Source organism: Vibrio sp. 1S139, assembly GCF_041439475.1.
Taxonomy (GTDB): Bacteria; Pseudomonadota; Gammaproteobacteria; order Enterobacterales; family Vibrionaceae; genus Vibrio; species Vibrio crassostreae_C.
Window position 1 is genome coordinate 1 of the sequence record NZ_JBGOOD010000057.1, and the last position, 15,027, is coordinate 15,027.

The window sequence follows — 15,027 nt, forward strand, 5'->3', positions numbered from 1 at the left end:
AACGCTTACCTTTCGCAAGTCCTTGCAGGGCAAGGGGCTTCGTAATCTTGCCCTGCTTATTACCCTGATTCTTAAACCTAACTCTGAGGCTAAGTGCCTTTGTGGTATCGAGGCCGAGGCTATTCATGAGTATCAATGGCGTCATGTAAAAGAGACCATGTTGCTCGGTGTTCTTGTTGAACTTTCTGTTTAAACACGAAGAATTAAGTGTCGTAACTGCGGCATAAAAACAGAATCTCTATCTTGGTTGGAGCTTTAAGCTCGTATAACGGAGTGCCTAAAAAGATATATAGAACAAATGCTTACTGAAGATAAAAGCGGCTTTCCCCGGAAAGCCGCGATGAACCATAAAAAAGGCTTAGAAATTTATAAGCCTTTTTAAAGAATGGATAGTCACCATGTTTAAAATGAGTATGTAACACCAACGCGTGTTTTTAACTGACGTTCATTCTCTTCCGCTGAGCCGTAATCTGATGTCCAAAATTCAACATAAGGTCTTAGGTTATCGAATTTATAGCCGATTTTTACACCTAAATCCCATTCCCAATCTTCACCATTCGCTTTGACTTGATCTTCGTAGCTTTTGACGTAGTTCGCCTCATAACTTAATTGAAGGTTTTTTAAATCTTCGTCTTGGAATTTATAAGCGCCAGTCAATGTAAATTTACCTTGCTGAACAGTCTCACCAGCTAATGCTATTTTGTCGCCGTTAACTTTTGTGAGAGAACTGCTTGAACTGTCTGTGTAGTTTTGGAATTCATGACGGTAACGAAGAGCCGTTGTTAGACCGAAGTCAGCTTTATACCCAACACGAAACTGTGGTTTAAATGTTGTTTTTTCATCGCCGAACGTAATAGGCATACCTGGCTGCAAATACCACTTTTCATCTAACGCATAACGAACACCCCAATCAAACTCAGAATCTCCGCGTTCCAATTGGTTATATATATCGCCTTCTGCATTTGGAGCGAACTTTTGTTCAACGCTAAAATATAGCTTTGTCTCGTCTGCTATTTTCGTACTTCCGCCAATTTTAATACGATGCGCGTATTTATCGTCTTCATGCTTATGTTCTGCACGGTAATCAAGAGTTGCGCCAGTCGCTGTGCCTGCAAGAAGAGTTGTAGCAACAATTGCAGCAATTTTTGTAACAGAGTTCATACCTTTGTCTCACTATTATTTTTTATTTTGGATACATCCAATATACCCATGGCTCACAATTTAACACTATAAATGGTATTAAATTAATGTATGACAAATATGGTATTTATTACCGCTTAGTATTTCTGTGATATCTATCAAGAAGTTCTGAATAATGGAGTGAATATATAGTTAAATGTAATGAATGTCCCAGTTTTGCGCCTATTTATTAGGTTGAGCATGACTCGCTTCTCATATTTATAATGCTTGAGAATATACGAAATTAAAAATGTTAAAATAAGACAAATATTCGATTTATCTTTGGGGTTTGGTGGTGATGGCAACCTTGGTTGTTACGAGTGGCTGCTTTATCCAAGAGATCTTGTTCGAAAAGATAAGAGCTGTATTTGAGTGTGTTTAACAAGCTGTTAACCCTAATTTTCGTGGTTGGACTATTTAAATTGAAGAAAATAGTTATTGCGAATCAGTGTTCAAAGTATTTTCTGTGCTGAGAGAACTTGGTACTTATTTAACAATAAAGGATGAGTCATGTTTAAGAAAAACATATTAGCAGTGGCGCTATTAGCGACTGTACCAATGGTTACTTTCGCAAATAACGGTGTTTCTTACCCCGTACCTGCCGATAAATTCGATATGCATAATTGGAAAATAACCATACCTTCAGATATTAATGAAGATGGTCGTGTTGATGAAATAGAAGGGGTAGCCATGATGAGCTACTCACATAGTGATTTCTTCCATCTTGATAAAGACGGCAACCTTGTATTTGAAGTGCAGAACCAAGCGATTACGACGAAAAACTCGAAGAATGCGCGTTCTGAATTACGACAAATGCCAAGAGGCGCAGATTTCTCTATCGATACGGCTGATAAAGGAAACCAGTGGGCACTGTCGAGTCACCCAGCGGCTAGTGAATACAGTGCTGTTGGCGGAACATTAGAAGCGACATTAAAAGTTAATCACGTCTCAGTTAACGCTAAGTTCCCAGAAAAGTACCCAGCTCACTCGGTGGTTGTTGGTCAGATTCACGCTAAAAAACATAATGAGCTAATCAAAGCTGGAACCGGTTATGGGCATGGTAATGAACCACTAAAGATCTTCTATAAGAAGTTTCCTGACCAAGAAATGGGTTCAGTATTCTGGAACTATGAACGTAACCTAGAGAAAAAAGATCCTAACCGTGCCGATATCGCTTATCCAGTGTGGGGTAACACGTGGGAAAACCCTGCAGAGCCGGGTGAAGCGGGTATTGCTCTTGGTGAAGAGTTTAGTTACAAAGTGGAAGTGAAAGGCACCATGATGTACCTAACGTTTGAAACCGAGCGTCACGATACCGTTAAGTATGAAATCGACCTGAGTAAGGGCATCGATGAACTTGATTCACCAACGGGTTATGCTGAAGATGATTTTTACTACAAAGCGGGCGCATACGGCCAATGTAGCGTGAGCGATTCTCACCCTGTATGGGGACCTGGTTGTGGCGGTACTGGCGATTTCGCTATCGATAAAAAGAATGGCGATTACAACAGTGTGACTTTCTCAGCGCTTAAGTTGAACGGTAAATAGCACATAGCATAACCAATAGGCTAGCTAGACGCAGTCCTTAAGGAATATTTTCGAAGACCACTTAACCGAATGTTGAGTGGTCTTTTTGTTTTATATGAGTTTTAAGATGACCTTGGTATTAATGTGACCTTGGTATCAATGAGGGTGTGCTGAAGCCTACCAATGAATGGTACAGCTGAAACAATACAACCTTGTCAAAAGACAAGGTTGTAATCAGAAAGCGTAGAAAGATTTTAGGACGGCGACTCGATACCGGACTTAGTCATACATCAACTCTTTAGCTTTGTCGGCATCAAACTCTTTAAGAGACTTTCGAGCCAAATGACGGAATGGGAAAGCTTTAACGACTTCTTCGAATGGTTGGATAGCGAAAGCCCAAAAGATAGAACCGTCTAATCCAAAGATGATCAATGCACACAATGGAATTGAAATTACCCATTGACCAGTAAAGTTGATTTTGAAGACTGCGGTCGTTTTTCCTAGTGCTCTTAATACATTCCCATGAACCGTGTTGTAGCCACGGACAATCGGCAAGAAGATGTAGAGTGGGGCGATAACGGCCAATGCTTGATAGGTAGACTCATCCAAGTTCGGGTAAATGTCACCAATAACCAGACTTAATCCTGCGAACAAGATTGCACACACAAAAGAAATGACGACCGCAATATCAATACTGGTATCGACGTTTTTGACTAGGTCATCCATCTTTTTAGAGCCAATCGCTTGGCTGATAGTAATTGCGGAAGAGTGAGCCCAAGCAGTAATAAATTGAGAGACAGCCCTGATCCAAGGCATCACCAAAGTAATCGCAACATACGCGTTGATGTTAAGTTGCGAATACAGTAACTGATAAATCGTTGCGCCAATCAATAGCATGGTTACATTTGCTGCGACAGGGAATATCTCGATAAAGTGACGACGAACGTTTGTCATGAACTCAGATCGCTGGGCGTCTAATTTGAGTGAAATTGCTGAGCTCAAATACACGCAAAGAACCAGATACACAAGGCGAAGGGTGATAGCAATAACACTGCCTAGCGCGGCGCCTTGAACACCAATCCCTTCAAAATTAGAAAAACCATGAATCAGCACATATGAGAGTACAGCATTGATAGGCAGTTCAATTAAGTAACCTTTGAATGGGACTTTAGTTCTGCCTAGCGCATTAAATAAAGCAATGATCACCTGCGTTAACGCGGTAAAAATAACGATGTATTTCGAGATGTCTAGATAGCGGCTGATTTCTAAGTGAAGGGAAGCGTCATCTGTTAAAGCTTGAATCAAGGGTTGTTCGAAAAAAGTAAGTAGAAGCCAAAATAGTGTTGCTACGCCAAGGTTGATAAATAACCCTGCCCAAAATGCTTTAGATAATGATGCGGCGATGCCAGAGCCCACTGCGCGGCTTAATACTAACTGAGTACCGTTTGCCAGCGCCATTTGAATTCCCAGTACAAAGGCAACGATAGTCGTCGCAATCCCCATTGCAGCTAAAGGGATTTCACCAAGAGGAGAGACAAGCAGTGTGTCGATCATCAACATCGACTGCATCAAGATACCGTTTAAGGCGAGGGGCCAGGCGAGAGAGAAATTTTTCCTTACGTACGATTGTGAAGACACAAACAACACCTTATGTGTATAACCGTAAGCTTTCTCTGAGGTGGCGGAGTAGAGCGTTTAAAGAAGAAAACACTACGGTAGTTGATGGTTAAAAAATGGGTGCTAAAACAAGACTGACTTGTGTCTTTGAAAAACAAGTCAGTTTGGTTAATCTCGGTTATGCGATGGCTAATTCAACCCTAGAGAGCTTTTGGTTCTCATCGTCTAGCAGGACTTGAGAAGCAATTCGAGCTTGCTTGGCATCGCCAGACATTATTGCGTCGTAAATCGCTTTGTGTTCTTCTAAACAGAAGCGACCGCCTTCAGCGGAGTGGTCGATAAACTGCTTGAAGATAGTCGACAGAATGTTCGCGAATGGAATGTAAAATTGATTACCTGTCGATAAGAAAATCGTTTGGTGAAACAGGTGATCGTTGGTCGTCCACTCTTCATAATCGAAGCTATTTGCTGCGATGGTCATTTTCTGGAAAAGAATCGAAAGCTCTTTGCGTTGCTCTACAGTTGCATTGGTTGCAGCGAGCGCACACGCTTCCGGGTCAATCGCTTTTCTTAAGCCTAAAAATTGAGACAAGAAGGGTTTAGTATCTTCTAAATCTTGGATCCAGTACAGCAATTGCGGGTCCAAGAAGTGCCACTGTGTTCTCGGTTTGATACGAGTGCCCACTTTTGGCTTCGACTCGATTAAACCTTTTGCCGAAAGTAGCTTAGTTGATTCTCGAAGGGCAGTTCTGCTCACTCCAAAGATTTCGCACAGCTCCATTTCGCTGGGTAACTTTTGATTTTCTTCTAACTCGCCTGACAAGATCTTGCGAGCAATTTGTCTCGCCACTTGAACATGAATTCGGCGGCTTGAATCTTCCACCAATGTAAATATTGACATTTAAACCACCTGAAATTGAAACTTCGAAAACACTAAAAGCCAGACGAATCTGGTGTTTAGTGTCAGTGTATACGTCGAATTTAGTGTGAGGTTTTCCCTCATCTACTCGGGTCTGTTAACCTTATATAGTGTGGCGAACTTAAATCGCTGAGTGAGCTTATATAAACCAGCTAACTAGGGCGTTATTTGTCCGCCATTAACATCTAGGATTTGACCTGTGATGTAACCGCTGCAAGCGTGCGATGCAAAGAAAGCAAATGAAGGAGCAACTTCATCAATATTGCCAAAGCGTCCCATTGGAATGTTGTTAGCAATGGTCGCTTTCAAATCGTCGCTTTTACCATCGTGAAATGCGGTGTCGATAGTGCCCGGTGAAACAATGTTGAAACGGATGTTGTCTTGCGCGAACTCTTTCACCCAATTGCGGTGAATGTCGTGTAACCACGCTTTAGATGCGGCATATACGCCAGCACCCACACCACCGCCTTCGCGAGCGGCAATAGAGCCCGTGCTAATCACACACGATGTTTGCCCCGATAGAGCAGCAGATGCACGCAAGTGTGGGATAGAGAACTTAGTTGTCATCAGCGCGGATCGAACATTTAGGTTCATCACACGCTCATAAAACTCGTCATCGATATTTTCTAGATTGGCGCGACCACCAAGGCCACCGGCGTTGTTAATCAACACGTCCATGCCACCAAAATGATCAGTGAACTCTTTGACTAACCTTTCGCACTCTAATGTGTCCATTAGGTTTGCAGGAAAAAAGGCAACATCGCCACCCAGTGCGGTAAGTTCAGATAGAACGTCATCAACTTTTGGGCTAGAAGCACGACTATTGATACCAATTTTTGCACCATACTTTGCGAAAATACGTGCTGTAGCTAAGCCCATACCTGCAGTAGAGCCAGTAATTAGAATGCGTTTGCCTTTTAAATCGTTAAACATCACAGTCGCCTATATTGTAGATCATTCGCGTTAATAAATCATACAATAACACTTGCAGTATTCAAGGATAGTCATCTCAAAACTGATCATCAACGACATAAATAGTGAGAGTAAGAGTCGTTTTGTGAGTTTGCGCATACAAAAAACGGTGTAAATAAGAACCATTTGTATGAATAAATGTTTTTAATTAGTTTGATGAACTAAATACTTATAATATTCATAAAATCTTCGCTAGCCTATATCATTCGTGACCTCACGTTATTCTTATACTTAGTTGGTGCAGATATAAATCAGTGCTATAGTCCGAGTTAAATAATACATATCTAATAAGTAAGTAGACACATGGCTGGCTCTTTCAATTCGATTTCAGGCTCTAAGCGAAGCCTTCATGTGCAAGTTGCACGTGAAATCGCACGTGGTATTTTGTCGGGCAATTTGCCTCAAGGCTCTATCATTCCTGGTGAAATGGCTCTGTGTGAGCAATTTGGAATTAGTAGGACTGCATTAAGAGAAGCGGTTAAGCTTCTTACTTCAAAAGGCCTACTAGAATCTCGACCAAAGATCGGTACTCGCGTTGTTGACCGTGCGTTCTGGAACTTTTTAGACCCGCAATTGATCGAATGGATGGATGGTTTGGCAGATACAGACCAATTCTGTCATCAGTTTTTGGGCTTACGTCGCGCGATTGAACCAGAAGCATGTGCATTGGCTGCTCAGTTCGCGAGCGCTGAACAACGCATTGAACTGTCGGGCATTTTCCAACAGATGGTAGAAATATCAGGTGCTGAAGAGTTTAACCAAGACAGTTGGCTAGATATTGATATGAAATTCCATAGCCTCATCTTCAATGCAACAGGTAATGACTTTTACCTTCCATTTGGCAATATCTTAACGACAATGTTTGTTAACTTTATTTCTCATTCTTCAGAAGAGGGAAGTACGTGTATTAATGAACACCGTCAAATTTATGAAGCAATCATGGCGGGTAACAGTGATAAAGCACGCCAAGCTTCTGCAAGTCATCTATTAGATACTAACCACAGATTGCCAGTAGCAAGCTAGCTTAGTGTTTTGGGTGAGGTTTCAACTCTAAGGTCTTAGCCGTTTCTATCGAGCGTTGCTCTGGATACCTAGTGGAGTCACCTAAAATTGCTGTTACTACAGACAGTTATCTATTGAAAGCACGTTTAATACGTGCTTTTTTTACATCCAAAATTGATGAAAACTTGACCGATGTCCAATATTTAGTCTTATGTGCGTTGTTTTGCTAAAACCGCTAGTAACCAGCATTGTTAGTTATATAATAATACTAATCAAATTAATGCGAGTGTGATTATATGCCTCAGTCTCTATTGCCAAATATTCTTCAGTTCATCGGTCAGATAGACCCTTTCGATAAGATCCCTAAAGAAGCGCTTCGTGACCTCGCTTTTAATGTTCAGATTACCTATCTAGCCAAAGGGGATGTCGTCGATCTATGCGAGTCAGGAAAAGAAAAGTCGCTCTATATCATTCGAACAGGATCTATGGAGCAAAGAAAATCGGACGGTGTGCTTCGTGCCCGTCTAGGCAGTGAAGATTTGTTTGGCTTTACGTTCTTAGATTCTGAAGTCAACGACGAAAAAGGCTATAGAGCTGTCGCAATCGAAAACACCTTACTTTATGTGATTCCACACTCGGCACTTCAAACGCTTTTCAAAGCCTTTCCAAGTTGCGCAGAACACTTTGCTTCACAGGCGCAGGTTCGCTTGAAGTCGGCACTGGATGTGGTCTGGTCGAATAAAGAGAAAGGCCTGTTCATTCGTAAAGTTGAGGAAGTGGCAAGCGGGCAGGTGGCAATTGTTAAGTCTGAGCAAACCATCCAGTCGGTTGCGGTTGAAATGCTTCATCAACGCTCACCGTGTGCCGTGATCTATGAAGGTGAAACCATTGTTGGTTTGATCACCGACCGAGACATGACTAAGCGAGTGATTGCCCACGGCGTGAGTACTGATAGCCTGATCTCAGAGGTAATGACGCACTCTCCACTTACTGTAAAACCGGATGATCTGGTGCTGCATGCGGCCTCTATCATGATGCAATTTAATATCCGTAACTTGCCCGTTGTGAAAGAGAATAAGGTCGTTGGTCTTCTTATTACGTCTCATTTGGTTCAAAACCACCGTGTTCAAGCGATATTCTTGATCGAGAAAATCAAATACGCGGGCAGCGTGAAAACCATGTCTTCGTTCACCTCAGAGCGACAAGCTATTTTTGAAGCGCTGGTGGAAGGTAAAGTGGCGCCTGAAACCGTCGGCAAGGTAATGACCATGATTATGGACGCCTACACCCGTCGATTGATTCAAATAGCGATTGATAAGTTAGGCCCACCACCGTGTGATTTCTCTTGGATCGTAGCCGGATCGCACGCACGTAATGAAGTGCACATGTTGTCGGACCAAGACAGCGCGATTGTTCTTGCTGACGATGCAACCGACAGTGACCGTATTTACTTCAAACACTTAGCGATGATGGTGACCAACGGCTTAGCAAGCTGTCACTACCCATTATGTCCAGGTAAATTCATGGCTGCGACGCCAAAATGGTGTCAGCCACTCAGTGTATGGAAGCACTACTACAAGAAGTGGGTGGCTAACCCAGAGTACGAACGCTTGCTTAATATCAGTGTGTTCCTAGAAATTCGTACTATCTACGGCAACAGTGAGTTCGAAGGTATTCTGCGCGATGAGCTGCATAGCAATATTCGCGGTAACCGTGAGTTTTTAAGCACGCTAGTGAAAGACGCGGTCAATACCAACCCGCCACTTGGCATCTTCAATAGCTTAGTGCTAGAGAAGTCAGGTGAGAATAAGAAAACGTTGAACGTGAAGAAGTACGCGATCAACTTGATTATCGACTTAGCGCGTATTTATGGCCTTGCTGTGGAGTGCGATTTGTCGGCGACTGACGAACGTTTCGCTGCTGCCAATGAAAAAGGCATGCTGAGCGACGATGCATTCAAGAACATTCTGGGTGCTTACCAGTTCATTCTCTCTTTCCGTTTTGGCCATCAACTTGAAGCGCTGAAGAACGGGGATGTGCCTGACAACAACATCAACCCAGATAGCTTTGGTGGCTTTGAGCGTAAACACTTGAAAGATGCCTTTAGGATCATTGCTGACCTTCAAGAAGCGGCGAAAATTCGTTTCGGAGCACGTTAATGAAGCTATGTTCAACTAATAAATGTTTAAAACGAATGCTAAACTATTTTCACCCGCTTGAACGAATTAAACGCAAGCGTAAGCAATATTTGGGTACGGTTAAGCTGCCAGAAGCGTTACATGATCTGGTAGAACAGCCTTGTCCTGAAATGACGGATTTGGCCAAAGACAGCGACTATATCGTGTTGGATCTCGAAACCACAGGCTTAGACAGCGAACAAGATCTTATCTTGTCTATGGGATGGGTCGATGTGGTGAAAGGACGAATCGATTTGGCTTCTGCCAAGCATATCTACCTGAACAATGATTCTCAGATTAACGCTGAAACTGCGGTGATTAACCACATCACACCACAGATGCTGGAAGAGGGCGCATCTATTCATGATGCGATGCTCACTTTCTTCGAAGCAGCGAAAGGCAAGATTATCGTCGCGCACGCGTGTGTAGTCGAAGAGAAGTTCATTAGCCAATACCTTCTTCGCTGCTACGGTTCAAGAGCGATTCCTCTGCTTTGGCTTGATACCTTGTGTATTGAGAAAAGCATGGAGAAAGCGATCAGCAATCATGAAGAAGTCGATTTAACCTTGGCAGGGACTCGCGAAAGGTACGGGCTTCCTGAGTACAACAGCCACAATGCATTAGCCGATGCCGTTTCGACAGCGGAATTGTTTTTGGCTCAGCAGAAGCGAGTTGTGCCTAACGATAATGTGACCGTTGCCTTTCTCTATCGGATTAGTCACTAGGAAAAAGAGCTGCAAGTGCGCGGCTCTTATTTTACTGATTTTAAAGGAAAAAAAGCCAGCGATTAAGCTGGCTTTTGTTTAGGTCTTAGAAAATTAGGACAGTAATTATCTTAGATTATTCATGTAGCTATCGATTAGAAGCTGTAAGTTAGACCAACACGGCTACGCAGTTCACGAGTCGCTTTAGTTGATGAAGTGCTCACATCACCAAACTCTACATATGGTGCCCATTGACCCATAATATGGCGAATGCTTGCGTTCAACTCGTAGTTGGTATCGTCGTTGTCGTAGATGTCATAGCCATCCGCTTTGTAGTAGTTACCTTCTAGACCAAAGCGCCAGTTTTCCATTGAGTAGTTAACGTTTGCCGTTAGACGGTGACGACGTTGATTAGAAACGTTTTTATCAACCGTGATTGGAACACCGTCACTATCAACAATAACATCACCATTGTCATCGAATTGATACTCTGAGCTGCTAGTGTTCTGTCTCATATCGTAACGGTAACGAGCACTTAGGCTTAGACCATCAACGCTATCCACTTTGTATGTTGCACGAACTTGAGGCTTGTATGTAACGCCAGATTCACGACCTTCAATTGGCATACCGTAAGTCATTGTCCAGTTATCGTTTAGTACATGACGGTAGTTTAGACCAAGCTCCCAACCATTGTTCTTCAAATCTTCCATGAATTTACCGTCTTCTCCCTTGAATTTCGCTTCGATATCTACAAGGAAGTTGCCAATGCTATCGCCAAGTTTTACACGAGTAGCGTGTTGATCTGTATGACTCTTGTATTCGTGTCTCATATCGAAAGACGCAGCAGATACAGAGCCAGCAGCGAGTACAGATGCCACAGCAATCACGATTTTAGTTTTATTCATGGTATTAATTCCATATTTATAGGTTGAGTATTGGCCATAATTACAAGCCAAATAGAGTAGTTCTTGTCTTAAATGCATTTTGTTTTTGAAATTATTTCTTGGTTATTTCAAATTTATTTTGCATTTAAATAATACAAATATGGTAGCGATCCGAGGCGTGATGATCTGTGAACTTGATCGTGTTGTTAGGACAAAACCACTATTTACAAAGGGTTACAAAATCGAGTTGTTTCGTTAAGTTGATGTTTTTTAGTGATTTGTTTGGCTGTTGATAATGGTTTTGAAGAGTTTTGTTCATCAATAAATGTGCGCTACAGCAAAAAATTGAACCTTTAGATATCATTTTTATTTGTAATACATTATTATTTACTAACTTTCTTTAGCAACACATAACTTTGCTGTGTTGATTGCATGAACAGACGGTGTGAAGCCGAATAAGTAAGAGTGGTCTTGAAGCTAAATGGATTAAATCCACCGCTTTAAGAACATGAGACATTTACTTGAGGTGATTTAAAGCTCAATCAGAGAAGGTTTGAAATGTAGTAGGCAAGGTAGTGACATAGCCTGTTATATAAGTATGAACTTGATAGGAATGAACTGGGTTCGAATCGTTACCCGTTGTTCTCATCAGCGACAAAGAAGAAATCGTTGAAGTGCTTGCGAAAGCATTTTGATTATTGCTCCCAACTATTCTAATTATAACTTCTGCTTTCATCTAGAAAGGTAGGAGATGGTAGTCGAAGATCTACCCTTGCGCTCATGTTGATACAGGCAACATGAGCGTTTTTTTATTTGAAATTTGAGTAGAGAGTCGTGTGCGGCTCAATAAGCGTGTAAACCGCGGCTTAAGAATAGGCTTTTAGGTTGATGACAACACGCTCAAGTGAGTCTGTTACAGCATCAAAGCCACGAACATTCACGCTTAATCACATGAATGTTCGTTTCCCTTCTCTTCTCTTCTCTTCTCTTGTCTCTTAGTTGCAGACGTGTAGCTGCAAACTTTAACAGCAGGCGTTTAGTTATATCAAAGAGCTCCGTGAGAGCTGTTCTTGAGGCTTAGCTTTCTGTAGGCATCCACACCTGTTTAGAGGTGACTTTGTGATCTTTAAAGGTCAGTTCTTCAACTTTGTCACCGTTAGTATTCCAGCGAGTAAGTTTTCCGTTCGCGACTTCACCTTCATCAAACTTCGCTTGGCTGGCCTTATTACCGTTCGGGTAGTAGTCCGTTACCAATCCATCTTTTTGTCCGTCGCTGTATTCAGCTGTCAGGCTTTGTTCCCCATTGGGATACCAGCGAGAGGCGGTGCCTGATAGTTCATTGTCTTTATAATTGAGTTCTGCTTTTTTCTGTCCGTTTGGATACCAGGTTTCAGCTTTGCCTTGCAGTTCGCCTTTTACGTAATTCACTTTAGAAGCGACTTGGCCATTCGGATACCAGTTAGTTTCTAGCCCAAGTTCTAAGCCATCGGCAAACTGAGCTTGGGTCGCGACTTGGCCGTTATCGAACTTCTCTTCAAATTGACCTGTGAAAGGTTTTGAATGGTTTACTTGGTAAGCCACGCCTTTACGCATCTGTAAGTAGTCAACAGCATCTTCACGCGGTGTTGCTGCATAGCTCATAGAAGATACCGTACTAAGAGCAATTAAGATTGGAACGTATTTCTTCATAATGACACCTTTTTATTGGACGGGGAAAGTGTAACGGGTGTGTTAAAAGCATTTCACTTCCGTGTATCCCTGTCAGTATCTAATAGTGGTTTTCAAGTTTTCATTATTGGCTGCCTAATATAGGGAACTTTTAAAAGAAAATTATCGATCTTATTTGTACTACAAATGTATTGGTTTAATTCATTTTTATAAATTATATCTAACGATATTTTTGCTGCTCTTCTTTAAGCTTTGATCGTCAAGAATAATAGTTTTTAACGATGAATCTTCGATTTTTAGAGACTTTGTTCATGTTTTTCGGGGTTTTGGTCGAAATTTAGTGCGGATAACTGCACTGACTTGAGGAATTGCGCTCCTAGGTGGTGCAACTTTGAACTCGATCACTTGTATGATTAATTGAGTGTCAGACTGTAAGATCATTGTCACGCATTTGGATTATTGTAGTACAAATATACTTGCCATTTATTTATAGTGACCTCAACAAAAAAACATAAATAAAAGGTCTAACGATGGAACTCAATACCCTGATAGTTGGCATCTACTTCCTATTCTTAATTGCGATAGGGTGGATGTTTCGAACGTTTACAAGTACGACAAGTGATTACTTCCGTGGGGGAGGTAATATGCTGTGGTGGATGGTAGGTGCAACCGCATTTATGACCCAGTTCAGTGCTTGGACATTTACTGGTGCAGCAGGTAAAGCCTTTACCGATGGCTTTGCCGTAGCGATTATCTTCATCGCGAACGCATTCGGTTACCTAATGAACTACCTTTACTTCGCTCCGAAGTTCCGTCAACTGCGTGTTGTGACGGTAATTGAAGCGATTCGTATGCGTTTTGGTAAGGTGAATGAGCAAGTATTTACTTGGTCTGGTATGCCAAACAGCGTTATCTCTGCAGGTATTTGGTTGAATGGTCTAGCAATCATCGCATCGGGTATCTTCGGCTTTGATATGACAACGACGATTGTCCTAACGGGTCTGGTTGTACTAGTAATGTCAGTAACAGGCGGCTCTTGGGCGGTAATCGCATCTGACTTTATGCAGATGGTTATCATCATGGCGGTAACGGTGACGTGTGCTGTGGTTGCGATTTACCACGGTGGCGGCGTTACGCAGATCGTTAACGACTTCCCAACAGATTCATTCATTACGGGTGATAACCTGAACTACATGAGCATCTTCAGCATCTGGGCTGTGTTCATCTTCTTAAAGCAGTTCAGCATCACCAACAACATGCTTAACTCTTACCGCTACCTTGCTGCGAAAGATTCAAATAACGCACGTAAAGCAGCTCTACTTGCTTGTGTACTAATGACGCTTGGTCCAATCATCTGGTTCATGCCTTCTTGGTTCATGGCAGGTCAAGGTGTTGATTTAGCAGCAGCTTACCCAGAAGCTGGCAGCAAAGCCGCTGACTTCGCTTACCTTTACTTCGTTCAAGAATACATGCCTGCAGGTATGGTTGGCCTTCTGATTGCCGCTATGTTCGCAGCAACAATGTCTTCAATGGACTCAGGTCTAAACCGTAACTCAGGTATCTTCGTTAAGAACTTCTACGAGCCGATTCTTCGTCCTAAAGCGACAGAGAAAGAGCTAATGGTTGTTTCTAAACTAACGTCTACCTTCTTCGGTATCGCGATCATCTTGGTTGCTCTGTTCATCAACTCTCTTAAAGGTCTGAGCCTTTTCGACACCATGATGTACGTGGGCGCATTGATCGGCTTCCCAATGACAATTCCAGCATTCTGTGGCTTCTTCATCCGTAAAACACCGGATTGGGCAGGTTGGGGCACGCTAGTTGTAGGTGGTGTGGTTTCTTACTTCGTTGGTTTCGTTATCACTGCGGACATGATTCAAAACTGGTTCGGTCTAAATGAACTAACTGGCCGTGAGTGGGCTGACCTGAAAGTGGCTATCGGCCTTATCGGTCACATCATATTTACTGCTGGCTTCTTTGTTCTTTCAACACTGTTCTACAAGCCTCTTGCTGAGCACCGTGAGAAAGACGTAGACAAGTTCTTCAACAACCTAGCGACGCCACTAGTTGCTGAAAGTAATGAACAGAAGAAACTGGATAACAAGCAACGTCGTATGTTGGGTTCACTTATCGCGGTAGCGGGTGTGGGCGTAATGACTATGTTCGTACTGCCAAACCCAATGTGGGGACGCATGGTATTCGTCCTGTGTGGTTTGATTGTGTTCTCTGTTGGTCTGTTACTTGTTAAAGCAGTCGATGACAAAGTCGAGCAACAAGACGAAGTGACTCCAGCCGAAGGCTAATTTAATACGCATCCTAAATAACATCACGGCCACCTAAATGGGTGGCCGTCATTTTTATAATCCAAACTTTAACGT

The 15,027-nt window shown here is 42.4% G+C and carries 11 protein-coding genes and 1 pseudogene; 6 read left to right on the forward strand and 6 right to left on the reverse strand.

The window, feature by feature from the left end; all coding sequences use genetic code 11:
* A pseudogene (locus tag ACED46_RS16930) lies at nucleotides 1–256 on the forward strand (hypothetical protein); the annotation flags it as partial.
* Between the two features lie 146 nt (nucleotides 257–402).
* On the opposite strand, the gene ACED46_RS16935 reads toward ACED46_RS16930, so the two are convergent.
* Nucleotides 403–1,161 carry an oligogalacturonate-specific porin KdgM family protein gene (locus ACED46_RS16935; protein WP_114633649.1) on the reverse strand — a complete coding sequence of 253 codons (759 nt, stop codon included), beginning with the start codon at nucleotides 1,159–1,161 and terminating at the stop codon, nucleotides 403–405.
* A 528-nt stretch (nucleotides 1,162–1,689) separates the two neighbouring features.
* Between ACED46_RS16935 and ACED46_RS16940 the strand changes: the two genes are divergently transcribed.
* Nucleotides 1,690–2,727 carry a polysaccharide lyase family 7 protein gene (locus ACED46_RS16940; RefSeq protein ID WP_017063622.1) on the forward strand — a complete coding sequence of 346 codons (1,038 nt, stop codon included), beginning with the start codon at nucleotides 1,690–1,692 and terminating at the stop codon, nucleotides 2,725–2,727.
* Nucleotides 2,728–2,985: 258 nt separating this feature from the next.
* Here the strand turns inward: ACED46_RS16940 and ACED46_RS16945 are convergent, their stop codons facing one another.
* From ACED46_RS16945 to ACED46_RS16955, 3 genes are all read right to left on the reverse strand, one after another.
* On the reverse strand, nucleotides 2,986–4,353 hold the full coding sequence (locus ACED46_RS16945; protein WP_081326300.1) for an MATE family efflux transporter: 1,368 nt from the start codon (nucleotides 4,351–4,353) through the stop codon (nucleotides 2,986–2,988).
* A gap of 148 nt (nucleotides 4,354–4,501) precedes the next feature.
* Nucleotides 4,502–5,224, reverse strand: a complete 723-nt coding sequence (locus ACED46_RS16950; RefSeq protein WP_017063624.1) for a FadR/GntR family transcriptional regulator — start codon at nucleotides 5,222–5,224, stop codon at nucleotides 4,502–4,504.
* Between the two features lie 174 nt (nucleotides 5,225–5,398).
* Nucleotides 5,399–6,175, reverse strand: a complete 777-nt coding sequence (locus tag ACED46_RS16955) for an SDR family NAD(P)-dependent oxidoreductase (protein WP_371721973.1) — start codon at nucleotides 6,173–6,175, stop codon at nucleotides 5,399–5,401.
* Between the two features lie 342 nt (nucleotides 6,176–6,517).
* Between ACED46_RS16955 and ACED46_RS16960 the strand changes: the two genes are divergently transcribed.
* From ACED46_RS16960 to ACED46_RS16970, 3 genes are all read left to right on the forward strand, one after another.
* Complete coding sequence (locus tag ACED46_RS16960; protein ID WP_010438385.1) at nucleotides 6,518–7,237, forward strand: FadR/GntR family transcriptional regulator; 720 nt, start codon at nucleotides 6,518–6,520, stop codon at nucleotides 7,235–7,237.
* 275 nt (nucleotides 7,238–7,512) lie between these two features.
* Nucleotides 7,513–9,375: a DUF294 nucleotidyltransferase-like domain-containing protein gene (locus tag ACED46_RS16965; protein WP_371721974.1), complete on the forward strand. Its 1,863-nt coding sequence runs from the start codon at nucleotides 7,513–7,515 to the stop codon at nucleotides 9,373–9,375.
* A complete protein-coding gene (locus ACED46_RS16970) occupies nucleotides 9,375–10,118 on the forward strand; it encodes a 3'-5' exonuclease (RefSeq protein ID WP_371721975.1) in 744 nt (247 codons plus the stop codon). Before ACED46_RS16965 ends, ACED46_RS16970 begins: the two co-directional genes overlap by 1 nt.
* 134 nt (nucleotides 10,119–10,252) lie before the next feature.
* Here the strand turns inward: ACED46_RS16970 and ACED46_RS16975 are convergent, their stop codons facing one another.
* Nucleotides 10,253–11,002, reverse strand: a complete 750-nt coding sequence (locus ACED46_RS16975; protein WP_048616477.1) for an oligogalacturonate-specific porin KdgM family protein — start codon at nucleotides 11,000–11,002, stop codon at nucleotides 10,253–10,255.
* A 1,056-nt stretch (nucleotides 11,003–12,058) separates the two neighbouring features.
* Nucleotides 12,059–12,670 (reverse strand): toxin-antitoxin system YwqK family antitoxin, encoded by a 612-nt coding sequence (locus ACED46_RS16980; RefSeq protein ID WP_017061462.1) that lies wholly within the window; start codon nucleotides 12,668–12,670, stop codon nucleotides 12,059–12,061.
* 509 nt (nucleotides 12,671–13,179) lie between these two features.
* On the opposite strand from ACED46_RS16980, the gene ACED46_RS16985 reads away from it, so the two are divergent.
* The gene (locus ACED46_RS16985; RefSeq protein ID WP_017061461.1) at nucleotides 13,180–14,952 is read left to right on the forward strand and encodes a transporter; all 1,773 of its coding nucleotides are present in this window, start codon (nucleotides 13,180–13,182) and stop codon (nucleotides 14,950–14,952) included.
* The last annotated feature ends 75 nt before the right edge of the window (nucleotides 14,953–15,027 follow it).